Origin of the sequence: Microlunatus ginsengisoli (genome assembly GCF_039537205.1) — a bacterium.
GTDB classification, from domain to species: domain Bacteria; phylum Actinomycetota; class Actinomycetes; order Propionibacteriales; family Propionibacteriaceae; genus Microlunatus; species Microlunatus ginsengisoli.
Window position 1 is genome coordinate 21,592 of record NZ_BAABAB010000036.1, and the last position, 26,692, is coordinate 48,283.

The following is a 26,692-nucleotide window of genomic DNA, read 5'->3' on the forward strand; positions in this document are numbered from 1 at the left end:
TCGGGTCCACGCCCGGATCCATGAATCGCTGGCTGCAACCCGACATCTGCTGCAACGACGTCGACATCGCCATCGGGGTCGGCACCAGCTGGCCACAAGCCGTCGGCTCAATCACCTGGCTACCGACCGACGTCCTCGCCATCGGTGTCAGCACCACCCTTGTCGGCATGGTCCTGCTCGGCTCGTACGCCTCGACCATCATCCGCAGCTCCCCGGTACCGGCACTCACCGTTCCACGCAGCATGGCCGAGGTGTAGCCACCTGTCATTGGCAGCAGGTCACGGACCGCGATGATCAGTGCGCACGTAGGATCTCGTCAGCCACTGCCAGATCGCCTTCACTGTCCCCGTATGCACCGCCACATCCGACGACAGCACGGGTGAGTGAATCCTTGCGGACACCAACCGGGTGCGGCGACGAGAGCACCACCGCCCCCCGTCAGAATTGCCGAGCGGCGTCGATCGGCCCGGGAGTAGCCCCCGGCAACCGCAGGCGCGCGCTGTAGGCATAGCACTTCTCAGGAAGCGGCCGGTGACCCTGGAACCGGCCAGCGCCGTGGCAGGAGCGCGGCCACCAAGACGCCCGGGCAACAACATTCAGTCGCGGTCAGCGGACTCGGCCGACGACGTACGCGAAACGCCGACGCGATCCGAGCGTCCCATAGCCCAGTGCGTGGTCGATGTGATCGAGGACGCGTGCTCCCCCCACGAGTGCGCACCTGGTTTCGGATCGGCGCGGATGCGTTGTCCTCGCATGCTGCCGTTCTTCGCAGTTCATGGTGCCCACGCGTGCGGGCCCGGCGTCATCACCGGCCGGCGCGATGGAGCCCGCCCGATGCCGGCAGAGGGGGCAAGCCGGCGCGTCCTGTCGGCGATCCTCCGTTGGCCGCACACGAGGCGACTGTGGAGCCGGCCCGGGTCGCGGGCGGCGCAGACGACAGGAGTCACGATCATGAGCACCAGCACCCCGATGATGCGGGCACTCGCCGCGTCGATCCGAGCCGGAGTTCCGGCACTGGTCTGGGGAAATCCGGGAATCGGCAAGACCAGCGTCGTCACCAGCCTGGCCTCGGCCTGGAACTGGCACGTCGAGACGGTGATCGGCTCGATCCGCGAAGCCACCGACTTCCTCGGCTTCGGCGTCGAGGTCGACGGCGGCGAGGGCCGGATCGGGCACGTCGCCTACGCCCCGCCCGGCTGGGCCCGCGCCGCCGCCCAGGCCGACCGGGCGCTGGTGTTCTTCGACGAGCTGACCACGGCCCCGCCGTCGGTTCGGAAGGCGATGCTGCGGGTCCTGCAGGAGCGCTACGCCGGCGACTTCGCGCTGCCCGACACGGTGGCGCTGGTCGCCGCGGCGAACCCGCCCGAGTCGGCCGTCGACGGCTACGACCTGGAGCCGCCGATGGCGAACCGGCTGATCCACCTCGACTTCGACTTCGCCCAGACGGCTTGGCTGGACGGGCTCACCGGCGGCTTCGACACCGTCGCCCAGCCCAGCATGAACGAGCTGATCGGGCCCGGCGACGACCAGCACCGCGCCCAGGTCCGCGGGGCCGTGACCGCGTTCCTGCGGACCCGACCCGACCTGATCGAACCGGGTGTGCCCTCAGACCCGGTGCAGGCCGGGCGCGCGTGGCCGTCGCGGCGGTCGTGGACGAACGCCATCGCCGCCGTCTCCGAGATCCGGCCCGACGACACCGACGCCGCCTGCCTGCTGCTCGCCGGGGCCGTCGGCGAGGGTCCCGCCCGGGAGTACCTCACGTTCCGCCGCGAGCTGGACCTGCCCACCCCGGAACAGGTCATCGCCGACGCCGACAAGATCAACTGGGCGGCGATGCGGCCCGACAGGGCGTTCGCCGTCGCCGGGGCACTGCGCGCCTACGCGCTCGGCAACCGGGCCGACAAGACGACCTGGCTCGGCGCGATCAACGCCCTGTCCGCCATGGCCGAGAACGGCCTCCCCGACATCGCCCAGGGCGCGGTCGCGGCGCTGCTGACCAACCATCCCGGCGACGTGCCGGTCCCCCGCCGGGTCGTCGACGCGTTCACCGACCTGTTCGTCGGGATGGGCCGCTGGGCCGCCTGAACGGCGGCGACCGGTCATGCGACAGCCGACGGCGACCTCGACCCTGGCCTCATGTACGGGGGTGACTGCGGGCGGCATCCGGAACCCAGGCAGGTCGAGCCACCGAGCGAGCCGTCAGGCGTCCACTGACGCGGCGGCCCGCCGATGAGGCCCAAGTCGGCGCCGTCGAGTTCGTCGGGCCACCCGGTGCTGACGGTCGACAGCAGCGGACGGCGCGAGTGGAAGCTGGACGGCGAGCTGCACCGCGACGACGGTCCCGCCGTCCGCCTGCCCGACGGCACCACCGAGTGGTGGCGGCACGGCCGCCCGCACCGGGTCGGAGCGCCAGCCGTCGAATCGCCCGACGGCACGCTCGAGTGGTGGGTGTCAGGTCGGCGGCACCGGGCGGACGGGCCGGCGGTCGTCTACCCCGACGGCTCAACCGAGTGGTGGCTCCGCGACCAGCGTCACCGAGCCGGCGGACCGGCTGTCGAGACTGTCGGCGGCGAGCGCGAATGGTGGCTGAACGGGAACCGGCACCGGCTCGGCGGCCCCGCGGTGGAACGCGCCGACGGCACCATCGAGTTCTGGCGCGACGGGACTCAGCTCACCGACCCCGGCCCGCTCATCCAGCTCGACGACGGCAGCTGGATGTACTGGGGTGTCGGTGCGGTCGTCGACGGACCACTTCGACCAGGCAGCATGGCCGACCGACCTTGAGACCGCCCTCGGGCCGCGTGGGAAGGCGCGTGGGAAACCGTTGGTGCGAAGTGGCTCATCACATTCCAGGGTGGAGTTGGCAAGTCATGCCGTTCCGAATCGTCAATGACCCGGTGCGTCGGGCTCGTCCATGGGTGCGTCGGACAGGAATCGGTCGCGCTCGGCTGGCGTTAGGCCACGCGAGACGCGCTCACGCAGTACATCGAGGAGCAGTGCCGCGTCGAGGGCGAGTATCTGCACGTCGTTGCCCGCCGCCAGTACAAGTCGGCGCGCGTCTGGGGTGAAGCAGATCGCCGTCACGATGTCGTCGAACTCAGTGCGCCGCAGTTCGACCCCGGTCTGAAGGTCGAGGACTCGCAGTGTGCCGTCATTGCTCCCGGTCGCGAGAAGTCGCGTGTCGTCGCTGAACGCCACCGCACGGACCGGACCGTCATGGTGTACTCGCGCGACCTCGGTGCCGGTGCCGAGGGCCAGCACACGCGCCGTTCCATCGGCGCCGGGCGCGGCGACAAGGCGGCCGTCTCGGCTGAACGCAATCCCCATAGCGGTGCGCAGATGGTCCACGGACAGCACCCGGTCTCCGCTCGCAAGCTCCCATACGCCCGCCCGCCCGTAGTCACTCGCCACGCCCAGCAACAATCCATCCGGACTGAACGCGAGGCTGGCGACCGGTCCGAGGTAGTCATCATTCTGGAAAACTTCGGCGTCGCGCCCGAGCGAACGCCTGCCCGCCCCGATGCCGCCGACACGGAAGACGCGAGCCGATCTGAAATCGTCTCTCGTGCCCACGGCAACCAGCGTCCCGTCGGGACTGAGCGCGATGGCACCGAGCGCCGCGTCGTGCTCGAATCGCCAGAGTTCCCGTCCGTCGGCGAGGTCGTGGACCATGGCGAGTCGACCGAAGGAAAGTGACGCCAAGCGTTGAGCATCCCGGCTCAACCGCACCGTTCTGAAAGCATCGCTATGTTCGATTCGCAGCCGCTCGGTGCCGGCATCGATTCCGTGGACGGTGGCGGTCCCGTCCCGGCCCGCTACCGCCATAAGCCGACCGTCCGAGCTCAGGTCAACGTCGTAGACCTCACGGGCCCGTTGCGTACGAAAGACCTCGACCCCATCTTCGACCAGTGAAACCCGCGCTGTGCCATCGTCGCTGCCGGTTGCGATCCGGGCCCCGTCAGCTGAGGATCTGAGCGCACGGACGTGGCCCGCGTGGCGGATTCGAGCGAGACTGGCGCTTTGATCGACTCCGCAGACACGGACCTCACCCTCCATATCACCGGTCGCGATGAGCGCGGAGACAGGGCTGAATGCCATCGCCCGGACCGGTGAGCTGTGTTCGACTCTCGTTCGCTCACGCCCGTCGCGTGCGACGGAGATGCGAGCAATCCCATCCTCGCTGCCAGTGGCGACAAGCCGACCGAGCGGGTCGAATGCAACGTCCCAGACCTCCTTCCCGTGACGAACCTGCATGACCTCCCGTCCACCGGGAAGTTCGGACACGCGAGCGGTGCCGTCGCTGCTCCCCGTGGCGATAAGCGAGCCGTCGGGGCTGAACGCGACGGCCCGGACCCACCCCTGGTGCTCGATGCGTGCGATCTCGACGCCTGCGGCGAGCTCATAGACGGACGCTGAGTCCCACTGGCCGGCGAGTGCGAGACGGTCGCCATTCGCGCTGAACTCGACCAACGTGAACCACTCGCCTCCCTGCCACCGCCGCACCTCGACGCCTGTCGCGGTCTCGTGCAGGCGGGCCGTTCCGTCACGCGAGGCCGTCGCGAAGAGCCTTGCGTCGGGAGAGAAGGTCACATCGTTCACCCCGCCGTCATGGTTGATCCGGAGCAGTTCAGCCCCCGAGTGCGTGTCCCACACACGCGCGGTGCGGTCGTCGCTCGCCGTGGCCAGCAGGCGACCGTCAGCACTGAATGTGACCCGCCAGGTTGAGCCGAAATGCTCGATGCGCATACGGACACTGGCATCGTCGAGTGAGTGGATGAGCACCCGTCCACTGACGCTTGCGCTCGCAAGGGTGCGGCCGTCTGGACTGAACACGACGCTGTTGACTCTGTCGTCGTGGGAAATCGCTAGAACCACGTGACCTCTCGCGACGGTGTGGACCGCTACCGCCCCATCCTGGCTCCCCGACGCGACCAGACGGCCGTCGCGACTGAACGCGAGGGCCGTCACGATCCCATGGTGCTTGATGCGCAGTCGGGGTAGCGGCAGCAAGCTCAACGCCCTGTCGAGCGCTCGGCGTCCCTCCGCCGTGTCGGCGGCGCCGAGCGATTCGAGCGTCAGAAGCGCAGCTCGTTCGAGCCCGTTCGGCCTGGCGGCTTCGACCTCCGCGTGTGCCGCGAGCTCTCGCGCGAATGCCAGTCGTCGCTGGCGGCGCGCCTGTTCCAGCGCGGCTATCAGTTCGTCGCGCTGACGCTCCAGGCGACGGCGCTCATCCTCCCGGGCCTCCACGCTGCGATTGATGTAGCGCGCCATCACACCGGTGAGCAGATCCCCGCGGTCACTCAGCCAACGCCGCGCTTCATGCACCAGCGAGCTCGGCAGAAGGAAGTCAGACGACTCGCCCGACTCCACCCACCGCCGAACGTACGGCGCCAGGTCGTGGTTGAACCAGCGGAGGTAGGCGTGCTCTTCGCGCACCCATGCTTGCAGTCGCGGCCATGCGCGCAACAGCGACTCGTGCGCAAGCTCGACCGTTCCGCGTCCACTGCCGGCGTCACGCCCGGCGGTCAGCAGGCGCGCATGAATGAGTTGCTCAAGCACAACTTCCGCGCCCTGCAACTCGACGTCAGGCCGGACGCGGCGACCAACGTAGAGGACCGGCGCGACGGCCGAACCGTCGTCCGGTTCGGTCGCGGCAAGCGCGAGGAACACTCGCCGGGCTGCGGCGCGTTCGGCGTCGGTAGCGAACTCGCGCCAGACACGCTCCGCGTGTCCGCCCAGCGCCCCGCGGAGCCCGCCGATCCGCTCGTACGACCGCAGGGTCAGCACCCGACCAGCGGAGTCATGCTCCCACAGCAGCGTGAGCGCAAACTCCAGTAAGGGCAGGTCGCCGGCCTGTCCGGTCAGGTCGGCCGTGATCGTCTCGGCCAACCCAGGCTCCAGCGCCAGGTTTGCACGTCGCGCCGGAAGGCGGATCGTCTCCGTCAGCTCGGCCCGTGTCATCGCCAGCAGGATGAGCTGCGCCTCCTGGACGGCACGAGCAAGACCCGCGTGCTGCAGCGCGTGGCCGTAGAAGTCGGCTCGCAGCGCGATGACGACCTTGACCCCGTGCGCGGCCAAGGCGAGCAGAACCTCAACGAGCTCGCGCTGGCGCTCCTCATCGACCCCCGCAGCGAAGAGCTGTTCGAACTGGTCGGCGATCAGGATCAGGCCCGTTGCGCGAAACGACTCAGCGAGTCGACGGGCCAGCGCTGCTGCCGAAAAAGGCTCGGTCCTCGGGGCGAAACTCGAAGCGCCCGCGACGCTCTCCGAGGACGCGGCCGAGCCGTCGACGGCATCGAGCTGACCGAGAGCGAGCGCAAGTTCGTGCAGAGGCGCACTCCGCGGTTGGAAGATCCGTCGCGGAACGGATGCCAACCAACTTCCGGGCGATGCTTCCAGCGCACGTGCGAGACCAGCGCGAACCAGCGAAGACTTCCCCGCGCCGGAGACGCCGACGACCGTCACGACGTCATGCGCTTCCAGCCGTTCGAGGAGTCGTCCGCTGGCGGTTTCTCGGCCGAAGTAGTACGCGGCGTGACGCTCCTCGAAGGCGGCCAGCCCACGGTACGGGGAAGTCGTGGCGAGGCCAAGTGCCGGGCAGACCGCGATGAGGGTTTCGGCCGGGATCACGAAGGCCACTTCGCTCTGCTTGCCGGCCGGGTCCGCACCCGCTGGGATCGTGCTGATGATCATCCCCACCACGACGCCGAGTTCAGGATCCCAGACCGGCGCGCCGCTGAATCCGCGCGAGACCTCGTTCGAGCGAACCGCCAGGACCGGTGCGCCTCCTTCGGTGGTCCGACCCGTCACCTTGACGCGTCCCGGCAGTCCTTCGACAGACTTGACGAGTGGGAAGCCGAACGTCTCGTACACCTGCCCAGGGGCGGCAGTCGACGTGCCGCCGATCGTGAGCGGCTGAGCCTGCGATAGCGAACTGCGAGGAAGCCGCAGAAACGCGACATCCTCGCGGCTCGGCTCTCGCCACCAATCCCCGTAGACGAGTGCCTCCTGGGCCGTACCGTCCCAGCCGCCGTCGCCCCGCGAAGCCAGCCAGATGGTCCCGCCTGGACCCGAACCCGCGGCCGCTACGACGTGCGCACACGTGACGACCAGTCGATCCCCGTCCGGTTCGACCGGGGTGACGACAAAGCCCGTGCCGGCGGTGCCGCCGTCGGCCGCCAGCACGCGAACGATGCTCAACCCGAATTGGATGATTGCTCCGAGTCCCCACTACCCTTCCAGGTCATTCGCACCTGAAAGGTTGCCTCGGCCCCCGCCTTGCCGATAGCAATGTTTCCGGCTTCGCCAGTGACCTTGAGCCCGAACGTGACTTCCACTTCGCTCGGCCGAGCGCTGAGGCGAGAGACGGCCGTTTGGAACGTTGTGGCGACCCGCTCGACGCCGGCCGCCACAGCGTCCTCCAGCGAACTCTCAGCGGCTGCGACTGCTCCGGCGGCACCGCGCACGACATTCTGAAGCCCTGCCTTCTCGACGCCCGACGAGACGATCTCGTTAGCGTCCACCTCGACCAGGATCGTATGGTCGGCGCCTACATCAAATCGCAAGTAGCTCACGCCTCGACCCTCTGCGATTGGAGCACAGCCGCAATCGTAAACCGGCTTGGCTTGCCGTCGACGAGATGCCCTATTGGCTGGTGTGAGTGACGCCCGGCTCACGACCAGATCGCGCAAGACACCGTTCCGCCGCTGCACATCCCGAACCGTCTTGTCTCGGCCGCGTGAGATCGGCGCTGTCCAGCCTCGGTGGATGCGGATGCGCCGAAGGCCCCGATCCGCCTGATCTCGGACGCGCGGCCGGCGCGCGGGATCCGTGGCGCGAACGCACGTGACGCATGAACAGCGCGTCACGATGTCCGCCGACATGAGCCGTCCACGATCATCCCGACCTCGATTCAGTCGAGGCGACCGATGCAGGAGATGCGGTCGAGACGGTCGAGCGCGGAGTCCTGCAGCTCGACCATCAGGTCCAGCAGTCCGGCGGTCCCGAGACGGCCGGCGCCCAGCAACAGCGAGTCGAGCCCGACGCTCAGCGCGGCCTGCCAGTTGGCGAGTTCCGGCAGCGACATGCTGAGTCTCGGACCGTTGCGGAACAGCACGTGGCTCAACAGTTCACAGCTGGTCCAGGCGCCGCAGCCGCGGGCGACCCCGATCGCGCTCAGCGCGGCCGGCTGCGGCTCGGGAAGACCGTCGGCCCCGCGGGCGCCGACCAGCCCGCTCGGGTGGTTGTGATCGGCGACCGGCCGCGCCTGATGGACTCGGTGCTCGGCGCTGGAGCGCATCCGGTTCGTGGCTCGGTAGACGTCGTCCGTGACCGGGGCGGTCCGCCCGGCGCTCTCGGCACCCAGGATCGGGTCCAGCCCGCGAAGACGAGCGGCCAACATGTCGGCTTCGGCGGCGCCGACCGCGTCCAGGCAGCGCGGCGCGAAGACGCGGACCTGCCAGTCGATCATCAGATAGCAGCGGTCGTCCTCGAACACGTCGCGGCCGGAGGCGGCGACCGCGATCAGGTGCGGCTTGAGAGCCTGGCGCCGGACGTCGTCGAAGGCGGACCCGAGGCAGATCGCCCACACGGCCGCCGCGCGCGACACCGTCTCCGGCGTGCCGATGTGATCCTCCCCGGACAGGAATGCGATGGACTCGCCGGCGGACATCCGCGGGCCGGGCCGGTCGTGGGTCTCGCGGGTCAGCGTGACGTGCTCGAAGAATGCCAGGCGGTCGGCGGGAACGGGCATCAGCTGCTCCTCCGGTTCGGTGCGGCTCGACAGCCGGAATGCCGTCGATGAGGACCCGTGTGCGTAACCGCCGGGTTCGCCGACACCGGCTGGCCTCAGAGCTCCGCGCAGGTCGGCTCGACCGTGTCCGCTCCGTGCTGCGCCGAGGGCAGCCGGGTTGGATGCCGACGCCTGGCCACGCCGGCACTGAGCAGCGGAAGGCGGCCCGAGGCGCCTGCACCCGTGCTACGTTCGGCGCGCTGCAGCCATGGCGGCGTTCACAGTTGCAGGTGCAGGCGCAGCGCGTCGTCGACCTTCGTCATCAGGTCGGCCGGGATCCGGCCGAGTACCCCGCCGAGACGTTCGACCGCGATCGAGCGGACCTGCTCGGCCTGCGCCTTCGAGTCCAGGCGCAGGCCCGTGGACTCGGCCGGCAGCAGCGCCTGGAACGGGAACACGCGGTCGGTGTTGCTGGTGATCGGCACCACGGTCACCACACCTCGGCCCAGGCGCGCGGCGACCGCGTTCGCCCGGTCGTTGCTCACCACCACGGCCGGTCGACGCTTGTTCGCCTCACTCCCGCGGACCGGGTCCAGGTCGACCAGCCGGATCTCACCGCGCAGCATCGGCCAACCCGTCGCCCGAGGTCGCCTCCCACGCCTCGTGATCGGGCGAACCGGCCCACTCCGACCAGGCAGCCTCGTAGTCCTGCTCCAGCTCCGGCAGCCGCAGCAATCGAACCGCGTACTGCACCGCCGCCGAACGGGACGCGAGCCCGGCGGCACGGGCAAACTCGTCCAGCGTCGCCACATCCTCATCCGGCAGACTCACACTCAGCTTCATACCCGGATACTACTCCGATACTACTGCCCCGAGTCCATCAAATCTGCGATGCCGCACACCGGTGGCACATGGTGGCAGATGAGAGGAACACGCGGCGCCGCGATGACCCGGAACGGGAGCCGGGCGGCGTCACGCCGAATTCTGTTCGACCTGGTGCGCAGAGCTTCGCCGTGAACCCGCCGCCCGCCACTTCCCGGCCTTCGTTGTCTGCGGCGGCCCTGCGAGGTTCAGCGCCGGCTCGCCCGCCGTCGATCAGCTGGTCGGCGTACGCGGGCCGCGGTTCGCGGTTCGCGCGGAGACCACTCCGCGCAGAGCCCGCAGCAGGCGGCTCCGAGCTGGCAACCTCAGCCGCGTCCCCGGTCGTGGCAACGATCGTGCCGCGCCGGCCCACCGCGCTGCGCCGTCCTGTCCGGGTCGGCATCGACGCCGTTGCCGACAAGCAGCAGGGTGTGGTGGCCTGGGCGTGGGCCGCGGATCCGGGTGACGGCCTCCCCGGCTGGGCGGGGCCGCTGACGGGCAGCGGCACCGTCGATGGACGGGACATGGCGGCCGGCCATCTGGCGGCGGTCGACGACGTCGCGGACCTGGTCAGGGCGTGCCGTGGGCCGGTCGAGCTGCAGGTCGACGATCCGCAGGTGCGCGCCGCACTGGAGGCGCTCGCGCTACCCGCGGCCAAGGTCGTCTGCGGACTGTCGAAGGCCGCCGATGCCCGCGACGCCTGTCTGCGGGTTCTGGGACTCGCAGCGGACACGCGCACGCGGGACGAGATCCAGGCCGCGCTGCCGCGGCTGCTGGTCGGGACCGACGGGTCGTGCGACATGCGGGCTCATTGGCCGATCGGCGGCTGGGGCTGGGTCGACGGCGAGGGCCGGTTCGGTGCCGGCACCGGCCGGGTGAAAGGCGGCGGGGCCGGCGCCAATGTCGCCGAGGTCCGGGCGCTCCTGTCCGCGATCAAGAGCCACCACTGCTCCCGCCGGCTGCTGGTCAGGTCCGACTCGGTCGTCGCCGTCCGGCTGGCGCAGGCGATCCGGTCGGGCCGCGGCGACACGTTCGGCGTCCCGCTCGACGTGGTGGCCAGGCTCCGTCAGGCCGTCTTCGGCCGCGACGTCGACTTCGAATGGGTGCCGGGGCACTCGGGGGAGCCGATGAACGAGTGCGCGGACCGGCTCGCGGTCGCGGCGCGCCGCGGTGCGCAGCTCGGCGTCGACCCGGCGGTCCGGGACCGGGTGCTCGCCCGGATCGTCGACGAGTACCGCGACAGGATCCGCTCGGCGCAGGCGGCCGCCACGATCCCCGCGGCCGAATCCAGTGGACTGTCCGCGGGGACCGGCTGATCCGCGTCAGGCTGACGAACCCAGGAATCACCGTGCCACCCACCGGATGGTCGGGTGGACCGCACCCGGTCCGGAAGCAGGCTGCGCCGCACACCGGTGGTGCATGAGCTTCTCGACGCCGGTCGCGCCGGTCTTTGACGACAGCCAAGGCACGTTGTTCGATGTCCCGGTCCACGCCGAGCCCGACGCGATCGAGGCGCGCACAGCCATAGTCGGCGGCTTCGTGGACACCGACGAACGGCGAGTAGCTCCACCGCGGGTGCCGGGCGTCGTCCGGATCTGCGAGCTGTGCGGCGAACCCGAAGGCAGCATCTACAGCCATCCATGGTGCGTCTACCCAGCCTGAATGGGAACGGCTGGGCCGCTACCGGAGGTTCAGCACGTCGTTCTGCACCTCGCTGATCCGGTAGCCCTGGCGATCCACGTCTTTCGCGATCTTCTCCAGCAGTTCGATCATCTGTCGCTGATCGAACTCGGGATCCAGAATCTCGTCGGCGAAGCGGTCAAGATGCCAGGTTCGCATGAGCTCGTCGGCTGAGGCATGCTTGCCGGGGACTTCGACGCTACGAGTCTGGGTTATCCATTGCGAAAGCCTGTCCTGCTCATCTCTCGAAAGTCGGCTCCCGGCACGCAAGCGGGCGATTACCTTGCACGCAACCCTCGCAGAGTACGGCGTCATTTTGTAGCTCTGATACCGAGGATCCGCGCGCATTTCCTCGACGACCGACCGCTCAGCGGCATCGCGTTGCAACTTATGCTCGTTCTGCTCTCGCTCGCGGTTTCGCCCGCGTTCTGATGGCGCCGGGTTCTGTTGGTCCCATGTGTCAAGTGCCGTGCTCAAGTCCGCGTTCCACCGATGATCCGCGAGTTCGACTTGGTACTCGTTGACTAACCGTCGCAGCTTGAACACTGTGGTGTCCGGAGGTGGATGCTCCTCGAAGTAGTTGTAGACCTCGAGAGCGCTATCCATTGGCGGGGCTGCGAAAAAGGATCCGTCGTAGCCCTTACCGGTATCCAGATCTAAGTGCGACTCGGACATGGACTGGGATGCAAACTGACCTCCGGCGGGAGACCCGGCAGGCTCGCGCTGCTGCTCGCTCATCGTGCCACCTCTCGGATTTCTGAGCAGCAGCATCATCCCCCTTGCTTCTGATCCTCCGCCAACGCGCCTTGGTGTGGACCCAAATCACTGGCCTTGCCGAGAACCGGCGCGTCGATTGACTGAGCCGCCTGCCGGGAAGTGTTGGACCTCCTACTCGGAGGGTCCGGTGGCTTGCGCAGATCCGTCTGGTCTTCCGGTAGACCCTCGGCCTCGGGTCGTCCATGGTCACTGTCGACACTCTTTGATGCGGGCCGCTCATTCTGGCCTTGGGCGAGGACCGACTCTGAGAGGGGAGTCTTGGTGGCGCCGCCGCCAGACTGTTTCACGCCCCTTCTCAGCGCCTGCCGGCTGATCAGGTGTTGGCGGAGCGCGTCCATCTGGGCGGACTGGACCGCGGTGGTCCGGCGCAGGGTGCGGGCGCGTCGGAGCTTGTTGACCCCGTAGACGGCGCCGGCGCCGGCCGCCCCGGCGGCGACCGCGGCACCGCCGGCGAGGGCGGCGACGCCCCCGGCCGAGACGACCAGCGGCGCGGCGAGGGCTCCCATGCCGACGAGCAGGACCCGGCGGCGGTGGGCGATGGCGGAGGCGGCGAGCCGGCGGGCCCCGGCCGCGGTCGCGCCGACGGTCTGCCAGCGGGCCGCGGCCTTCGCGGCGTGCCGGCGCTCTTCGCGGGTGTCGTCGTCGAGCTCGTCGTTCCAGAATTGCTCGACGTCGGCGGCTGTCAGCTTGCCCTTCTTGGCGGTGAACTTGTCCTCCACGGTCCCGGTGAGGTCGCCGTCGGGGTCGATGCCGTGTTCGACGACCTGCTGCGGGTCGGTGTTGAGGGCGGCCGGGGTGGTGGCGGCGCCGTGCTGGACGGCCTGCCAGCGGGACACGAGCCCTGCCCGGGTGCCGGCGCTGGAGGCGACCCGCTGCGGGTTGGTCAGCGCCTCCCCCGTCACGGTCGCGGCCGCTGTCGCGGCGCCGCCGTCGGGCACGATCCTGGAGGTGCGGCCGCCGCGGGCACCGGTGCCGGACCTGCGGTAGCCGCCGCCGCGGACGGTGCGTGCCGACGGGCCGGCGATGGTGCGGCTGAGCCGGCCGAAGCCCTGTCTCGCGGTCTCCCGCATCCGGCCCATGCTCATCGCGGCCGCCGCCCCGGCACCGCCGGCCGCAGCACCCCAGGCGAGGCCTCCCTTGAGTGAGAACGGTGAGGGGATGCGGGCCTTCTTGAACAGGGCAACCAGCACGACAGGGCCAGCAGGGGCGACAAGCCGGCCCACATGGTGGCCATCAGGCCGCCCTCGGCGAGCAACGAGCCTCCGATCGACATGCACACCTTGGTGATCAGGGCGAGGACGGCCATCACCAGCGAGGAGGCGAACACGTAGAACGACAGGCCGATGTACTGCTTGGCGAACCGGAACACCCGGTCCAGCCCGTCCCGGGTGAACAGAGCGACGGTCATTGCCGCGAACAAGGTCAGCATCAGCGCGAGCGCGGCCAGCTTCGCCACGATCACGGCCAGCGAGACGAGCCCGAAAACGGCGAACACGGACACCCCGGACAGAGCGTAGGCGAACGCGGCCACCGGGCCGCCGGCGGAGTCCTTGCCGTGCAGCACGTTGATGAACTGGACGACGGCCGGGTCCTTGCCGGCCTGCCGGATCACGTCGGCGGTGTCGACGGGCGCGTCGAACTCGTCGCCGTCCCAGTCGGGGTCGGTGAAGAACCTCCCGCACAGGGCGTCTGCGTCGTCGCGGTGGGAGTCGTCGACGAAGTAGGGGCTGGAGAACGCGAACCCGGAGTTCAGGTCGCCGTCCTTGGCCCGGCACGCCGCCCAGCCGATCATCTGCCGGTCCCGTTCCACCGGGTCGTTCGCGGGCCGCCAGGCGAGGGCGCCGGCGTGCAGCTGGGCGGCGGGGATGCCGGCCCGGATCATGTAGGCGCGGATCGAGGACTCCGACGGGCCGGGGACCGCCGCCGGGGACGCGGCGAACGGGGTGCCGGCGAACGACTCCAGCAGCCGGCACGACATGTAGTCGCCGTAGCTGTTGCCGCCGAACTGGGCCTTGCGCCAGGCCACCATGCCGCTCTGTTCCCACATGCCGCTGATCACGAGCGGCACCGACGACGCGGCCTTCGTGCCGGCCGGGCCGCCGCTGCCCCACAGCTGCTTGTACTGGTCCTTCATCGCCGTGGTGTAGGCGTAGCAGGACAGCCTGTCCCGGGCCCCGCCGGCCGGGTCGTCCAGTTCGACCGCGCCCAGCACCTGGGCCGGCTTGGCGGCCAGCGCGGAGGTGATCATGTCGGTCCGGGTGACGAACCAGCCCGGCGACAGGGTGCCGGGGGTGAAGTCGCCCCCGTCGAGACCGCCGCCGGTGGACCGGGTCGCGCCGCCGACCATCATCCCCATTAGGGCGACGATGACGACGGTGCCGAACAGCTGGCGGGGCGACCCGCCGTTGCGCCGTTTCCGCCACAGGAACCCGACGACGGCGAGCAGGATGGCCAGCGGCGGCACGGAGGACTCCATGATCGCGGTGCCGACCCGGCCGGCGGCCCGGTCGATCACCCCGCCGGCCGTGTCGAGCGGGCAGAACCGGGACGCCTTCTCGGTGAACCCGGCCGCGGAGGACCAGAAGAAGTTGCCGATCGCCAGCAGCTGCTCCGTGTAGCCGTTGCGCTGCAGCTTCTGCGGCACGTCGTCCCACACCGCACCGCCGAGCCGGGAGTGTAAGTGGGTGGAGGCGTCGTCCCAGCGCATCGCCGGCAGCGACGACGTGTTGCCGTTGAACGACAGCTGCTCGCACACCGACAGGGTGTCCGCGCCGGCGTCGGCCGGCCGGGCCTCAGCCGCGGCGGGGAAGGCGAGCAGCAGACCGACGGCAAGCGCCACCGACGCGGCCAGCAGGGCCGCGATCCGCGCCACCCGCCGGCGCCGCGGCGTCCTGGCCGACAACCCGGTGCGGGCGGTTGCCGGGCGGGGTCGTGGCCCGGTGGTCACGTCGCCCCGGCGTACCAGTCGTGGTCGACCTGGCCGACCCGCCGCGGTGGAGCCGGCCGCAGGGCCACCGGCTCCGGATCCGGGGCGGCCGGGGTCGGCCCGAACACCTCCCCGTCGGTGATGTCGGGGATGTGCGGGTTCGGGACGGATGCCTGGGTGAGCATCACGATCGCCGGCGCGCCGGTTCCGACCGGCACGTTGCGCAGGTAGACCCGGCCCAGGTTGGCGCGGCTCTTGTTCCACAGCCGCCGCCAGACCCGCAGCTGGAGGCCGGTCGAGGACCGTGCGTAGAAGACCACCGTGAACAGCGCCTCGGTGGCGAGCACCACGAAGACCGCGTAGGAGTGCAGCAGCGGGTAGGCGATCGCGCCGAGCAGCACCGCCGGCAGCAGCGACAGCAGCAGCACCCGGGCCAGCAGGTAGTTCACGTCCCAGGTCATGATCACCACGGTCCGGTCGGCGCTCGCCTTCCGGCCGGTCAGCGGCGTCAGGTCGTACAGCACCATCCGCTCGTCGATCACAGGCCTTGTTCACCTCCTCCGATGGATGCCTCCCGCCGCGATCCCCCGAGTGCCCCGTGGTTGCGCGGCAGCCGGGGTCCGGCTAGTTGACGACGTTCCCGGCGAGCCTGATGGCGAAGTTGGCGACGCCGTCGATGATCGTCAGCAGGATCGGCAACACGATGTCGGGCGCGGCGAACAGGGCTCCGACCGCGAGCGCCCCAAGCAGGATCTGGTTGTCGCCGGCGCGGATGTTGCGCCGCTTGCCCCAGACCCACATGACGATCGCGCAGACCACCATGATCAGCGCGAGCATCCCGAGGACGGTCGGCAGGGACGGCACGGCCTGTTTCAGGGTGGACCAGAACGTGTTCCACTGCCCGCTCAGGTTCACCTCGAGGGGTGTCGGCATGTCGGTCTCCAGGGTCGTCGGCAGTTCCGACCTGATCCATGCGGCGAACCCGAACGCGGCGGCAATGGTCCATGCGACGAAGCCCGCCGCGGACGGCACGGGCCGGGTCGACGGCACCGTCCCGCCCGCGGCGGTCGCTCGTCACATCCGGCCGGGTTCAGGCCGCCCGGCCCGGCCCGGCGGCCTGGGCGACGATGCGCCGGACGGTGACGGCGTTGTGCTCGTCGGCCACCCACGCCGCCGAGAACCACAGGGTGCGGGGCTCGCCGAGCTCCAGCAGGTCGCACACGTCGTCGCGCTGGCCCTCGTCCAGGTTCGGCCCGAACGGGGCGAACAGGGCCTCGGTACCGGCGTCGTCCTCACCGGAGCGCCAGGTCGCGATCGCGCCCGGCACGCCGCCCGGGTAGAGGCGCAGCTTCGTGCTGGCCTTCGACGCGGCGGCGTGGCTGAGGCAGCCGACCTGCGGCATCGGCGCCTTCCGCGCCTCGGCGAGCGCGGCGCACGAGATCCGCCGGGCCGCGACCCGCCGCGGCCTGCTCACCCCGATCGAGCCCTCGGTCAAGGCGATCGCGGCCGTGGTCCACGTGCCCGGCTCCAGCGGCTGCGGATCCCGGTCCTCGTCCGCGTCGAAGCGGTCACCGGTGCGCATCACCTGGCCGATCGAGGAGTTGTCGCCCCGCACCGCCAGTTGGGCGAGCAGGTCCACGCCCCGGTCGTCGGCCCGGCCGGGGTAGGACACCTCCTGCCCGGACAGGGTCCGGGTGTGGAACCCGGCGGTGGGCAGGTGCCGGCGGTCCGGCCAGTGTTCGAGGATCGACGCCGCCTGGGCGTCCCGTTCCCGGCGCGTCGGCGACCGGAACCAGGTCTGTTCGAACCGGATCTCCCACGCGGCGAGCTGCCGGTTGGCGCGGCGGTCCTCGGCGCGCATCCTGTCGCCCAGCTTCGTCGCCTGGAAGTGCGCGACGGTGCGGGCATAGCCGGCGTCGGTGGCGATCGCGTGGCCGCGCTGCCGGTCCCGCCACCACTGCTCCAGGGCGTCCTGGCGCAGATCCTCCGCGTCCCGGTCGGCCAGCCGGCGGGAGGTGCCGACCCGGTTGTCGGCGTAGCGGGCGGCGTCGTCGGTCGCGTCGAACACGGCGCGGTAGTGGTCCTCGACGGCGAGCGTGCCGCCCAGGTCGAGGTGGGACTCGCTCTGGGTCGGGGCGGCGTACTGGCCGCCGGTGGAGTGAGGGGAGCCGGCAGGGCGGCGGTTGGGGGTAACCATGCCGAGCCGGTGTGCGGCGACTCAGCAGTTACGGGCCGCCTGTTACCGCACGCCGTCACTGCGGCCGGTGGTCGACGCCTCAGGGGGGCTGACAGGCCCTTGATCGCGTCATGGGTGCGGCAGATCGCTCGCCTGGGCTTCGAGTCAGGCGAACGCGACCAGAAGGCCAACAAAATGCGGGATCGCCCCGTCGGCGGCGAGGAGACGGAGTCCGAGCGACGTGCCGCGGTCGGAACAACCGGCGCAACGACCGCGCAGGGGCCGCCCGCGGGACGGGTCAGCTCAGTTCAGGGCTCTGGCCGCCGTCGCGAGCTGGGTGTTGTCCGACTACAGGGGCGCCATCATCCGATCGTTCACTCCGGCCCCGACCCTCGACCGATCAAGGTCGTGCGCGAGGCCGGCGGCGGCACATTGCCAGCGACGATCCGACCGATCTGCAGACTTGCAGCGGCCCAGCGATTCCGGTGAGAAGACGTCAGTGCGAGCTGTCGACGGCCGTGCTCGGTCCCGGGCTGGCGGACGAGATCGCGTTGGCGATCTTGGTGACCGAGGTCGACACGGACCGACCGGTTTTCGCGCTGCGCTCGACGAGCGCCTTCGCGGCCTGCTTCTGCGCGGGCGTGACGCGCACCGTCCTATGCGTGGCCATCGTGCTCCTCCCCGCCGTCGCCGCCTTCCGGAGTTCAACGGTAGATCCACGTCGGCGGTCTCGCGATGGGCAGATCCGCGATCTCCAGCCCACGGCCGCGATCTCGTCGGATTCTTCGTTCGGTTCCCGGATCAGGGCGGCCAGCGCGTCGCCGAACCCTCGATCCACGGATCCGTCCGGCCTCGTCGCCGGCACCGACGCCAACGGAATGTCTGAGATTCCGCCGGCGGCGCAGGCCGCCCTCAGCGTCGCTCGCCAGTGCGGGGCCGTCGATGCCTACGGTCTGCTGCACGACATGCCGCAGTGGTCCTACGGCCGCCCGGAGTTCCACGTCACCTTCCGCTCACTGACCGTGGGGCTGGACAGCCTGGTCGCCGCCTTCGGCGCCGTCGGCGGACAGGGAATGCTCGACTTCCTCGACCGCATGCATGCCTCCGCGGTCGAGCTGCTTGACCGGACGACCGGTCTCGGCCGGCTCACCTAAGGCGGAGAGCCAGTAGCGCCCGCGCCGCGACGCCGGGGTCGGAACTCATCCCGCTCAGGTTCTACGCCAGAGTGTCGTCAGTCTGGCCTGTGGCCGGCTCGAGCGGCTATTAGCTCATCTGTGTTCAGTTGCGCGTTCGGTGACCGCGGCCGCGATTTCAGTCCGTCGGCTCTTGCCAAGTTTCTGCAGGATATGGGCCACGTGACTCTGCACTGTTCGCGGGGACACGACGAGTCTTTGCGCTATCTCTGGATTGGTCATGCCGGTCGCCACAAGCTCGGCCACGGTCAGTTCGGTTTCAGTAAGGCTTGGCCAGCCATGGACGGGGCGCCGCCGACGAGTACGCGTGTTTCGAGGACTCGTCGCCTCGTCGAGCAGATCTCGTATCGCGCTGAGTTTGGCGGCCTGATGATTGACCCAGTACATGTGGTCGTGACCGTCTATCTCGGCGATCCTGGCCCCGGGGATCTGTTCCGCGAGATAACGTCCGGCTTCGACGGGAATGACCATGTCCCTGGTCTCGTGGATGACAAGCGTCGGAACCGTCACCTCTGGGAGTAGATCGCGGACGTCGACGTCAAGCTGCATCCGCAACGACGCCGCGACGGCTCCCGGAGTTGCGGCGAGGCGCTGATAGGTAGCCCACCACTTCCGGGTGGCCGGACTGTCGGCGAGCGTGGGCGCGTAGAGCTCAAGAGCGACTCCGGACCCCCAGAGCTGCTGCAAGGTCGCGATGAACTCCGTCACGACGAACGGGGGTAGTCCATGCGCGTAGTCGACCGCGCTGGCGAACCGGGCGGCAGTTCCGATCAAGATCAGCCCGCTGACCCTTTCGGGTGCCATGGTCGCGACCCGGATGGCGGTGGGGCCACCTTCGGACCAGGCGAGAAGGCATGCCTTGTCGGACGCGGCCGCGTCCAACACCGCGAGGACGTCGTTGCACCGTTGCTGCATGGTCGGCGCCAGGTCGTGGGGATCACGATCCGACTGCCCCATCCCGCGTTTGTCGAACGCGATCAGCCGCCCAAAGTCAGACAGCGATCGGAGGAATCGCGCGCAGAGAGGTTCGTGCCAGGCGAACTCGATATGCGAGATGAATCCAGGCACCATTGCGATGTCCCCAGGCCCCTCTCCGAGCACCTGGTAAGCGAGGTTGAGACCTTCGCTGGTTGCATACCGCGTCGACGGGCCTGCCTCTTGCCTGGGCTGCATCAGGGTCGGGGCTGCCGGTCGAAATCGGTGTCGACGAGCCCGGCGAGCCGGGCCATCTCTACCAGGGCCTGGGCCCATCGCAGCACGGAGGACAGTTGGCCCGATATCCGCACATGTCCGGCGGCGATGGCTGCGAAAGGACCGATCTCCTGCCGAAGAATCTTGCACCATTCGGCGCGTGGCGCGGTGAGGACGAATCGAGCAGGATCTGTGATTTGAGCCTCAAAACTGCTCCGGTAGTCCGTCCATTGTCCGTCGTTGCCGGTCAGCAGCCAATGGACGGTGCGACGCGGGCCGTCTTCGCGTTGCTTGACAACGCATCCAACCGAACCAGACCAGCCCATGCCGGCCCGTCTGAATTCCGGGTCGTCGTTCGCCAACTCGACCCATCTCGCCAGCCACTCGTCGCTGGGAAAGGTCAACAACACCGCTGCTCCGGTTATGTCCCGAGCCGACCGCACGCGGCTCCCGAATGCGGGCGGGCTGAAGATCCGCCGAATGGCGGATGGTGAAGGTCGGCCGACTTGGGATTCTCGATGAAGGGTCCCAAGCATTCGGTCCGGTTCACGGCCTCACAATCCGGGGGAAGTTCAGTCATGTCAGAACAGCATGTCAGCGAATGGATCAAGGGTCCAACAGCGACCGGTCGCTTGAGGGCACCGGTAGCAGCGATCATCGTGTCTGCGGCCGCGGGCATCGGCACCGCCACAGACTTCGCGCAACACGGTGTCGGATGCCGCGCAAGGCACAGTAGCGCCTATCACGTCATCGGAGCGGGGTTCGGAGTGCGATGCAGATCGCACGGGGTGCGTGGCAAAGGCCGCGTTTGCTGGTGGTCGGCAGCACCGGACAGATCTCGCGGACGAGGAGAGGGTGCTTATGACTACCAGTGAGCGACCTGTCGTCCGCGGCCTCGTCGATCTCGCGACAGATTCTCAAGCCACGGGCGCTTCGACTGCAGAATTCACCCGCCGCCACCAGCCGATTCGACCGTCGGCAACAACTCAGCCCTGGTAGGCCGTTTGCCGTAGCCGAAGTGCTGGTCGTCGGCGCTGGGTTCCAGGGTGGCGGTGAAGGTGACGCGGCGGCCTTTCAGGCCGCCGTCGTGGCCGAGCAGGGCAGCGGGTGCTGTCATCCAGAGCTTGAAGCCGCGGTCGTCGCGGACCAGCATCTTGACCACGTCGCCGCTGTACGCGAACCGGTTCGGTTCGATCCGGGTCGCGAGCACCTCGCCGGTGACGGCCTGGCGGCCTTCCGGAACGGCGATCTTGGGCAGTTCGGCCTCCGCCGCGAGCCGGGCGCGTCGTTCGCGGCCGCGGGCGGCCGCCTTCACGACCGCGTCGCGCTGGGCGGGAGTCGGGGTGCCGCGGCGACGGACCGAGTCGACGATGTCGGCGATCAGCGGGTCGAACGTCTCGTCGTCGGGGTCGGCGCCCGTCGCTGCCTCGGCGAACTCGGTGTCGTCGGCGCAGAACCGTTCCAACTGGGTGGCCCGTTTCAGGTTCTCGGCGCGCGCCTTCCGGTCCGCGCGGAGCCGGGACACCTTGGTGCCGAGGTCGGCGGCGATGCCGATCGACTCGGCGCAGTCGGTGCCGACGGTGAAGGTGCCGAAATCCTCGTGGTGCATCACGTGCACGAAGGTGAGGTGCTGCCCGCACATGGTGCACCGGCCGCGGCCGCGCTCGACGGCCTCCTCGGCCCAGTCGTCCCACAGGTCCCAGTTGGCGGCCAAGGCCCGCGTGCCGCCGCCGAAGTCGTCGACCGGGGTGAGGTCGATGGTCTCCTGGTGGACGACCTTCGACGGGTCGAGGACGGAGGGCGCGAACCGGCCCGCCGTGGCGTCCCGCCTGCCGCCGGGTGCTGCCGGAGCGAGCTCGGGGCGGGACTCGGCGTGGTGGGTCGGGGCGAACCGGCCACCGACCGGTGACCCGGCGGGGTGCCGGTCGGTGTGGGCGGCGGGTGCGGCGGTCACGCGACCCGCTCCCCCACTGAGGGGATGCCGGCTTCGGTCTCGGCCGGCGTCTCCGCGGGCGACTCGGCGGGCGGCTCGAGGTCCAGCAGGGCCCGGTGCAGGATGCTGGCGCGGACCAGCTCCTCGCCCCACTCGACCGCCGACCCGAGGCGTTCCAACTCGGCGGCGGCGTCGAGACGCTCGGTGACCAGCATCGCGCCGATCCGGTGCCGGACCCCGTCGGCGTCGAGCCAGCCGGTGTCCTGGTTCAGGTCGAGCCCTTCGAACACGTCCGGGTCGTACAGGGCCGTGACGCCGGGCGGCGTCCCGCCCGGGACCGCCGGAAGAGGGAGGGACGCGGCTGTCACCGGTCCCACCGTCCCGTCCGCCAGGCGGCGCGGGCCCCGGCCCGGCCGCCCCGGCCGAGGCCCCGTGCGGCCTCGCGGCGGCGGTTTCGGTGCGGGACGGCGGCGTTGGAGGAGCGGCGGGCGTGCGCGGCGCGCCAGCGGGTCAGGTTGGCCCCGGTGGGGACGCGCCCGGCCGGGCGTGTGGTGGCGTTCATGTCCGGCCCGTGTGCGGCGCGCACTGGCCCGGCGGCCGCCTCCCTACACGTCATCGTCGTGGCCCGAGGACCCGGAGGACGTTGGCGGCGGGTGCGCGGTATACCACCGCGGCAAGCGTGCTCGGCCGCTCGCCGCCGGATGTCAGGCCGGTGGTGGGCGGTGCGGGGCGGGCGAGGATCGACTCGTCGCGCGGGTCGAGCCGGCCGACGAAGCGTTGCAGCTCGGTCAGCGCCGGCCAGTGCTCGTCCCTGGGTTCGGTGAGCAGCCGCAGCGTCGGGCGCAACGCGGCCGCGACCGCGTCCCGCTCGGCCCCGGAAGACTGGATCGCGTCGAGCACCGCCAGCCAGGTGTCGGCGGTGTCCCGTTCGGCGACGGCCTCGATCGCGAGACTGACCAGCCACCACGCGCCGCGGGCATAGGCGTCGTCGTCGAGCCGGTTCTCCGGGTCGGTCAGGTCGTAGGCCAGCCCCAGCAGCGAGTCGGCCATCAGCGCCGTCGCCGCCGCCGCCAGCAGCGGCCCCACGTCGGCCGCCATCGCCGCCGCCCACCCGCCGGGCTCGGGATCGGGATCATGGTCGGGCTTGAGCCCGGACGGCCGATCGGGCCCGTCGTGCTCGTCGACGTCGTCGGCGACGAACGACTCCAGGTCGAAGCCGTCCAGCAGCGGGTCGGCCGTGCCGTCGAGCCAGGCCCGGACCCGGGCCACGTCGGCCGGACAGTCCACGTCCAGGCCGAGCAGGGCGTACACGTCGACCCACCCGTCGGCGGTGTACAGCCCGGAATCGACGACCTCGAACGCCACCCGGGCCTGCCACAGCTCGGCCGGCTCCTCCACCGCAGCACCGTCGCCGGTGACAGCGACCACCGGCGCGGCCAGCCGTTCCGGCAGCCACAGCAGCGGATGCCACATCGCCTCCGCCCGGGTGCCCTCCCAGCGGCGCAACCCGCGCTCGACCCAGTCGTCCTCCGCGACCGGGACGGCGAACACCGACACCTCGGCCACCGGAACGGCGTTCACGTCGATGCCGGTGAACCGGGCCAGCGCCAGCGGCGCCTCGACCAGCCACAGCGGGTCGGCGCACGGCATCAACTGCGCCGGCCGGTCCTCCTCCGGCCAGCAGTGCCGCCGCGCCACCCGCATCAGGTCTCCCCGTTCCGCTCGTGTCGCCTCGCCGGATCTCCGTTCGGCTCCGGCACCGTTCCGATCCACGGTCCGTGACATTCGCGGACCGCCGTCAACCCGCTCCATGCGGCGCTCTCCCGTCGTGTCCTGCCGCCGGGCCGCCCGATCGGGTCCGGATCGGCCGCCGGGCCCTGGGTTTCAGGCGGCCGGAACGGCGCCGGACGGTGCCGGCGTCGGCCCGTCCACTGTGCGGTCGCGCAGAGTGCTGTAGCCGGTCAGCCAGGCCTCCATCGGGGCGACCAGCACCAGGCCGCCGCCGGAGCGCGGCAGGGTCGCGATCCGGGTGGTCCGCGGCCGGGCGTCGAACCCGTACGGGCCGACGTCGGCGCGCAACCAGGCCAGCATCCGGCCGACCAGCTCGAAGTGGACCGGCTCCCGCGGCAGGACGGCCGGCCAGTCCAGACAGCAGGCCAGCCAGCGCACCGACCCGCGCGGCGCCCGCGGGACCGGCACCATGCCCAACCCGTGCGCCAGGTCGCCGTTGCGGGCCTGGGCGGCCGCGTCGATGGCGGCGCTGCGGATCGCGGTGCCGATCTGGGCGACCGCCCAGCTGCGGACCTGGACGGCGCAGTCGTCGAACACCCACAGGTCGCCGGTGTCCTCGGCCCGGCCGGCGCCGAGCTTGCGCTGCGGCCGGGACACGCTCACCAGCTGCGGGACGGCCGCGACCAGGTAGGCGACGGCCTCGCGCTCCGCCCGGTCGCCTTTCGCCTTCGACGGGTTGCTCACCGGGCGGACGACCCACGCGGCAGGACGCCGCCGGACGGGGCCGGCCAGGGTCGCGCCGCCATCCCGGCCTCGAAGGTGGAGCGGCAGTAGGCATGCGCGAGTGTCATGCCTCACGGTGTGCGGCGGTGTCGTTGCCGGCAGCGCGTGCGGTGGTGCCGGCCGTCACCCCAACGGTGTGCGGGAGCGCCTCCAGTACGGCACCGAGAACGCGTGGCGTCGCTCCGGGTCGGCGCCACCCGGCGCTCCACGAGTGGCCGGCTGGGTCCCTCGGGTCGGCCAGCTGTCTGTCCAGGCTGTCCAGGGCCTGTCCAGGCATTTCCGGCCCGAGCCTGGACAGCAACCCGAAATCATCACACCTGACCAAAAGCAGTTTACAACGTAAGATCTGGGCTATTACTACTACTGACCAGGCTGTCCAGTCACATACACATATCTCTATACACGCGAGCCTGGGTGTTTATATCTGCACCGGAGAACACACATATACACACACATATACACACCGTTCTTCACACATACACATACACAAAACACCCTGGACGGCCCGGACAGCCTGGAAACCGGCACCTGACCAGGTGAAACGCTGACCAGGGCAACCAAATCGAGCCTGGACAGCCTGGACAGAACCGCCGAAAACCGCCCCGTTCAGCCTCCAACCGCCCGCTCCGCGCAGCCGAAAACCGCTCCGTTCAACATTCAACCATCGGAACGCAGCCGCTTTATCATCACCCTGTCCGAACATGGCCGGCGTCTGCAAGCTCGGATCTTGCCCCTTCGATACGCCGCCGAAGCCAACTCGCGCTGGCCCATTCCGGACGACTCCGGGTGGGCCAATGGCTGCGGCAGCGAGTCGGGATGTCAGGTGGCTCCGCCGCCGGTTTCCGACTCGGACCGGCACGTGACGCCATCGACGAGGGGTGACCCGCCCGCCGACCCGTGCCCGCCCGCCAGGTCGGCGCGTTCGACCGACTACTCGCCGTGCACGACGACTGTCTCATCCGAACCCGCGACCACCACAAGGCCGGCGCAGGTCGGATGGTTGCTGGTCGGACCGCCTGATCGTCTTCGCCCGGCCCAATCGCTGCTCCTCCGCTAAACCACCGTCCCTGGGGATCAGCTCACGCGCATTGTGATCGTCATGGACGACAATGCGTCGCCCCTTCACGCGCACCCTTGGCGAGCGCGATCCTCGGTGGCATCCAGCCGTCCATCGGCATCTGAGTGATCAAGGTCTCGCACCACTGCAGGCCCGGTCCATCGGATCGCACGTCGTTGATCACGAGATCACAAATAGAGATGGGCGGTGGCGAGGCACGATCGTGCCGATGTCGACGTCAGTCGGATGATCTTGATACGTCCATGTCGATGCCGACCGCCGGCAGCGCCAGCTGGGGTAGGCACCAGGGACCACCGCCCCCGTTCACGCCCGATGAAATCCCCGACACCGGCGCGCATGAGTCCGAGCACTGGTTCAGAAACGTCATCGACGTCCGCACGCGTGCTGTGGAGCGGAGAATCGACGATTTCTCCACGATCCGGTGGCTTAGCCATCCCTTAGCCGCCACCAGACACGATGCTGCCAAGTCTTCTCATTCGACCATTCAGGGAGGTCGTCATGACTGTCACCTCGACCGCGCCGCAGGCAGGTATCGTCCGCACATTCGGCACCGGCCCAGCACACGCCGCCGCTCCGGGTCCTCCACCGTCGAACGCGTCCCGGGTCGTGTTCTTCGGTACCGGTCGGCAGGCAACGAACCTCGCCCTGTGCCTCCAGAAGGCCGTGCGCGAATCCTCGGCTCAATCGGGGCTGAGCTTCGTCGGAATCGACCCCGATCCCGAGCGCCGCCAGGGATTTCTCGACGGTCTGGCAACCCTCTTCCCGGGCTCGGATCTGACAGCCATCAACTCCGCTCAGGAGCCACCGCCCGTCGCATCCGAGTCAACGCTGGGCTTCGTCACCTGCCCGGCCCGTTTCCACCAGGAAGGCATCTCGTGGATGCTCCGTCACGGGGTCGACAGAATCGTCGTCGAGAAGCCGATAGCCGCGAATGCAGCTGACCTTCGATCCATCGGGGACATGTTACGTAGCCACCCGGAAATGATGTGCGTGCAGGAGCAGTACCTGTACTCCGCACTCTTCGACGAACTGACCGAGCTCGCACAGCACCCGTCGGACTATCTCTCCCGACGCTGCGGCCGGACGGTGCCCCGGAACGCCGGCATCGTCTCGACTACAACGCACCTGCACAAGGACAGAGTTCACGACCTCGATCTCGGGCGACATGCGGAGAACATCTGCTTGATCGAGTTGCCGCACACCCTGACCTTGCTGTTCAGCGCGTTCGGCCCTCTCGGCATCGAGGATGTCCGACGCCGCGACCTGCTCCACCACGGCAGGATCTACCCCGGCTACCGGGACGCGCACATCGTCCTTCGTGACCGGCAAGGAATCGAGCACCGCAGCGATCTGTCCAACGTCCGGCCCTGCCGGCGAACCCTGACGGTCACGGTGAGCGACGGGTTCAGCGTCGAGCTCCGCTTCCCCGGCCAGCTGCGTCCCGGCACACCGAGTTTCCACTCCGTGGTCACGGTCCGCCACCACGGCCAGACCCAATACCGACAACGCTTCCGTGACGACCATCTCGCCCGTGCGGCGGCAAGCTACCTGTCCTGGAACGACCGCCGTGGCACCTACGCCGCCTGCTTCGCCCCCACCGAACTCGCCCTCCGACTCACCGAAAGGCGGTAA

25 protein-coding genes are annotated in these 26,692 nt (G+C 69.8%); 7 read left to right on the forward strand and 18 right to left on the reverse strand.

Going from position 1 to position 26,692, the window contains the following annotated elements; genetic code table 11:
• Positions 1 to 20 precede the first annotated feature (20 nt).
• From ABD747_RS20640 to ABD747_RS20650, 3 genes are all read left to right on the forward strand, one after another.
• Positions 21 to 257: a hypothetical protein gene (locus ABD747_RS20640; RefSeq protein ID WP_344808154.1), complete on the forward strand. Its 237-nt coding sequence runs from the start codon at positions 21 to 23 to the stop codon at positions 255 to 257.
• Between the two features lie 694 nt (positions 258 to 951).
• Positions 952 to 2,085 carry an ATP-binding protein gene (locus ABD747_RS20645; RefSeq protein WP_344808156.1) on the forward strand — a complete coding sequence of 378 codons (1,134 nt, stop codon included), beginning with the start codon at positions 952 to 954 and terminating at the stop codon, positions 2,083 to 2,085.
• A gap of 144 nt (positions 2,086 to 2,229) precedes the next feature.
• Positions 2,230 to 2,784, forward strand: a complete 555-nt coding sequence (locus ABD747_RS20650; RefSeq protein WP_344808158.1) for a hypothetical protein — start codon at positions 2,230 to 2,232, stop codon at positions 2,782 to 2,784.
• Between the two features lie 102 nt (positions 2,785 to 2,886).
• Here the strand turns inward: ABD747_RS20650 and ABD747_RS20655 are convergent, their stop codons facing one another.
• The 5 genes from ABD747_RS20655 to ABD747_RS20675 all read right to left on the reverse strand — a co-directional run bounded on the left by ABD747_RS20655 (position 2,887) and on the right by ABD747_RS20675 (position 9,574).
• A complete protein-coding gene (locus tag ABD747_RS20655) occupies positions 2,887 to 7,185 on the reverse strand; it encodes an nSTAND1 domain-containing NTPase (protein ID WP_344808160.1) in 4,299 nt (1,432 codons plus the stop codon).
• 11 nt (positions 7,186 to 7,196) lie between these two features.
• Positions 7,197 to 7,574: a CU044_2847 family protein gene (locus ABD747_RS20660; protein ID WP_344808162.1), complete on the reverse strand. Its 378-nt coding sequence runs from the start codon at positions 7,572 to 7,574 to the stop codon at positions 7,197 to 7,199.
• 338 nt (positions 7,575 to 7,912) lie between these two features.
• The gene (locus tag ABD747_RS20665) at positions 7,913 to 8,752 is read right to left on the reverse strand and encodes a hypothetical protein (protein ID WP_344808164.1); all 840 of its coding nucleotides are present in this window, start codon (positions 8,750 to 8,752) and stop codon (positions 7,913 to 7,915) included.
• A gap of 257 nt (positions 8,753 to 9,009) precedes the next feature.
• Positions 9,010 to 9,357 carry a type II toxin-antitoxin system PemK/MazF family toxin gene (locus ABD747_RS20670; protein WP_344808166.1) on the reverse strand — a complete coding sequence of 116 codons (348 nt, stop codon included), beginning with the start codon at positions 9,355 to 9,357 and terminating at the stop codon, positions 9,010 to 9,012.
• Positions 9,344 to 9,574, reverse strand: coding sequence for a ribbon-helix-helix domain-containing protein (locus ABD747_RS20675; protein WP_344808167.1), 231 nt, complete (start codon positions 9,572 to 9,574; stop codon positions 9,344 to 9,346). The genes ABD747_RS20670 and ABD747_RS20675 overlap by 14 nt, the downstream gene beginning before the upstream one ends.
• A 362-nt stretch (positions 9,575 to 9,936) precedes the next feature.
• Here ABD747_RS20675 and ABD747_RS20680 point away from each other — a divergent pair, with 362 nt between their 5' ends.
• Complete coding sequence (locus tag ABD747_RS20680; RefSeq protein WP_344808169.1) at positions 9,937 to 10,908, forward strand: ribonuclease HI; 972 nt, start codon at positions 9,937 to 9,939, stop codon at positions 10,906 to 10,908.
• A gap of 103 nt (positions 10,909 to 11,011) precedes the next feature.
• Positions 11,012 to 11,254 (forward strand): hypothetical protein, encoded by a 243-nt coding sequence (locus ABD747_RS20685; RefSeq protein WP_344808172.1) that lies wholly within the window; start codon positions 11,012 to 11,014, stop codon positions 11,252 to 11,254.
• Positions 11,255 to 11,272: 18 nt separating this feature from the next.
• On the opposite strand, the gene ABD747_RS20690 is transcribed toward ABD747_RS20685, so the two are convergent.
• The 6 genes from ABD747_RS20690 to ABD747_RS20715 form a co-directional block, all read right to left on the reverse strand.
• The gene (locus ABD747_RS20690; protein WP_344808174.1) at positions 11,273 to 12,010 is read right to left on the reverse strand and encodes a hypothetical protein; all 738 of its coding nucleotides are present in this window, start codon (positions 12,008 to 12,010) and stop codon (positions 11,273 to 11,275) included.
• A gap of 32 nt (positions 12,011 to 12,042) precedes the next feature.
• Positions 12,043 to 13,119, reverse strand: coding sequence for a hypothetical protein (locus tag ABD747_RS20695; protein WP_344808176.1), 1,077 nt, complete (start codon positions 13,117 to 13,119; stop codon positions 12,043 to 12,045).
• A gap of 11 nt (positions 13,120 to 13,130) precedes the next feature.
• Complete coding sequence (locus tag ABD747_RS20700) at positions 13,131 to 14,996, reverse strand: hypothetical protein (RefSeq protein WP_344808178.1); 1,866 nt, start codon at positions 14,994 to 14,996, stop codon at positions 13,131 to 13,133.
• Positions 14,993 to 15,517, reverse strand: a complete 525-nt coding sequence (locus ABD747_RS20705) for a hypothetical protein (protein WP_344808180.1) — start codon at positions 15,515 to 15,517, stop codon at positions 14,993 to 14,995. Before ABD747_RS20705 ends, ABD747_RS20700 begins: the two co-directional genes overlap by 4 nt.
• An 82-nt stretch (positions 15,518 to 15,599) precedes the next feature.
• A complete protein-coding gene (locus tag ABD747_RS20710) occupies positions 15,600 to 16,007 on the reverse strand; it encodes a hypothetical protein (protein WP_344808182.1) in 408 nt (135 codons plus the stop codon).
• A gap of 58 nt (positions 16,008 to 16,065) precedes the next feature.
• Positions 16,066 to 17,172, reverse strand: a complete 1,107-nt coding sequence (locus tag ABD747_RS20715) for a hypothetical protein (RefSeq protein ID WP_344808184.1) — start codon at positions 17,170 to 17,172, stop codon at positions 16,066 to 16,068.
• Between the two features lie 542 nt (positions 17,173 to 17,714).
• Between ABD747_RS20715 and ABD747_RS20720 the strand changes: the two genes are divergently transcribed.
• A complete protein-coding gene (locus tag ABD747_RS20720) occupies positions 17,715 to 18,305 on the forward strand; it encodes a hypothetical protein (RefSeq protein WP_344808186.1) in 591 nt (196 codons plus the stop codon).
• Positions 18,306 to 18,419: 114 nt separating this feature from the next.
• On the opposite strand, the gene ABD747_RS20725 is transcribed toward ABD747_RS20720, so the two are convergent.
• The 7 genes from ABD747_RS20725 to ABD747_RS20755 form a co-directional block, all read right to left on the reverse strand.
• On the reverse strand, positions 18,420 to 19,415 hold the full coding sequence (locus ABD747_RS20725) for an alpha/beta fold hydrolase (protein WP_344808188.1): 996 nt from the start codon (positions 19,413 to 19,415) through the stop codon (positions 18,420 to 18,422).
• A gap of 101 nt (positions 19,416 to 19,516) precedes the next feature.
• Positions 19,517 to 19,939, reverse strand: coding sequence for a hypothetical protein (locus tag ABD747_RS20730; RefSeq protein WP_344808190.1), 423 nt, complete (start codon positions 19,937 to 19,939; stop codon positions 19,517 to 19,519).
• A gap of 542 nt (positions 19,940 to 20,481) precedes the next feature.
• Complete coding sequence (locus ABD747_RS20735) at positions 20,482 to 21,489, reverse strand: hypothetical protein (RefSeq protein WP_344808192.1); 1,008 nt, start codon at positions 21,487 to 21,489, stop codon at positions 20,482 to 20,484.
• The gene (locus ABD747_RS20740; protein ID WP_344808194.1) at positions 21,486 to 21,836 is read right to left on the reverse strand and encodes a hypothetical protein; all 351 of its coding nucleotides are present in this window, start codon (positions 21,834 to 21,836) and stop codon (positions 21,486 to 21,488) included. Before ABD747_RS20740 ends, ABD747_RS20735 begins: the two co-directional genes overlap by 4 nt.
• Positions 21,833 to 22,030 (reverse strand): hypothetical protein, encoded by a 198-nt coding sequence (locus ABD747_RS20745; RefSeq protein ID WP_344808196.1) that lies wholly within the window; start codon positions 22,028 to 22,030, stop codon positions 21,833 to 21,835. The genes ABD747_RS20740 and ABD747_RS20745 overlap by 4 nt, the downstream gene beginning before the upstream one ends.
• Positions 22,031 to 22,080: 50 nt before the next feature.
• The gene (locus ABD747_RS20750) at positions 22,081 to 23,172 is read right to left on the reverse strand and encodes a hypothetical protein (protein ID WP_344808198.1); all 1,092 of its coding nucleotides are present in this window, start codon (positions 23,170 to 23,172) and stop codon (positions 22,081 to 22,083) included.
• Positions 23,173 to 23,352: 180 nt separating this feature from the next.
• Entirely contained in the window at positions 23,353 to 23,943 is a 591-nt protein-coding gene (locus ABD747_RS20755; RefSeq protein WP_344808200.1) for a hypothetical protein, read from the reverse strand.
• A gap of 1,723 nt (positions 23,944 to 25,666) precedes the next feature.
• Here ABD747_RS20755 and ABD747_RS20760 point away from each other — a divergent pair.
• The gene (locus tag ABD747_RS20760; protein ID WP_344808202.1) at positions 25,667 to 26,692 is read left to right on the forward strand and encodes a Gfo/Idh/MocA family oxidoreductase; all 1,026 of its coding nucleotides are present in this window, start codon (positions 25,667 to 25,669) and stop codon (positions 26,690 to 26,692) included.

What these genes read in the sequence shown, in the direction of transcription:
- ABD747_RS20665 (WP_344808164.1), bottom strand. Translation starts at nt 8,752, where the DNA reads ATGCCCGTTCCCGCCGACCGCCTGGCATTCTTCGAGCACGTCACGCTG.
- ABD747_RS20715 (WP_344808184.1), bottom strand. Translation starts at nt 17,172, where the DNA reads ATGGTTACCCCCAACCGCCGCCCTGCCGGCTCCCCTCACTCCACCGGC.
- ABD747_RS20675 (WP_344808167.1), bottom strand. Translation starts at nt 9,574, where the DNA reads ATGAAGCTGAGTGTGAGTCTGCCGGATGAGGATGTGGCGACGCTGGAC.
- ABD747_RS20725 (WP_344808188.1), bottom strand. Translation starts at nt 19,415, where the DNA reads ATGGTGCCTGGATTCATCTCGCATATCGAGTTCGCCTGGCACGAACCT.
- ABD747_RS20645 (WP_344808156.1), top strand. Translation starts at nt 952, where the DNA reads ATGAGCACCAGCACCCCGATGATGCGGGCACTCGCCGCGTCGATCCGA.
- ABD747_RS20750 (WP_344808198.1), bottom strand. Translation starts at nt 23,172, where the DNA reads ATGCGGGTGGCGCGGCGGCACTGCTGGCCGGAGGAGGACCGGCCGGCG.
- ABD747_RS20690 (WP_344808174.1), bottom strand. Translation starts at nt 12,010, where the DNA reads ATGAGCGAGCAGCAGCGCGAGCCTGCCGGGTCTCCCGCCGGAGGTCAG.
- ABD747_RS20745 (WP_344808196.1), bottom strand. Translation starts at nt 22,030, where the DNA reads ATGAACGCCACCACACGCCCGGCCGGGCGCGTCCCCACCGGGGCCAAC.
- ABD747_RS20650 (WP_344808158.1), top strand. Translation starts at nt 2,230, where the DNA reads ATGAGGCCCAAGTCGGCGCCGTCGAGTTCGTCGGGCCACCCGGTGCTG.
- ABD747_RS20640 (WP_344808154.1), top strand. Translation starts at nt 21, where the DNA reads ATGAATCGCTGGCTGCAACCCGACATCTGCTGCAACGACGTCGACATC.
- ABD747_RS20695 (WP_344808176.1), bottom strand. Translation starts at nt 13,119, where the DNA reads ATGCGGGAGACCGCGAGACAGGGCTTCGGCCGGCTCAGCCGCACCATC.
- ABD747_RS20670 (WP_344808166.1), bottom strand. Translation starts at nt 9,357, where the DNA reads ATGCTGCGCGGTGAGATCCGGCTGGTCGACCTGGACCCGGTCCGCGGG.
- ABD747_RS20685 (WP_344808172.1), top strand. Translation starts at nt 11,012, where the DNA reads ATGAGCTTCTCGACGCCGGTCGCGCCGGTCTTTGACGACAGCCAAGGC.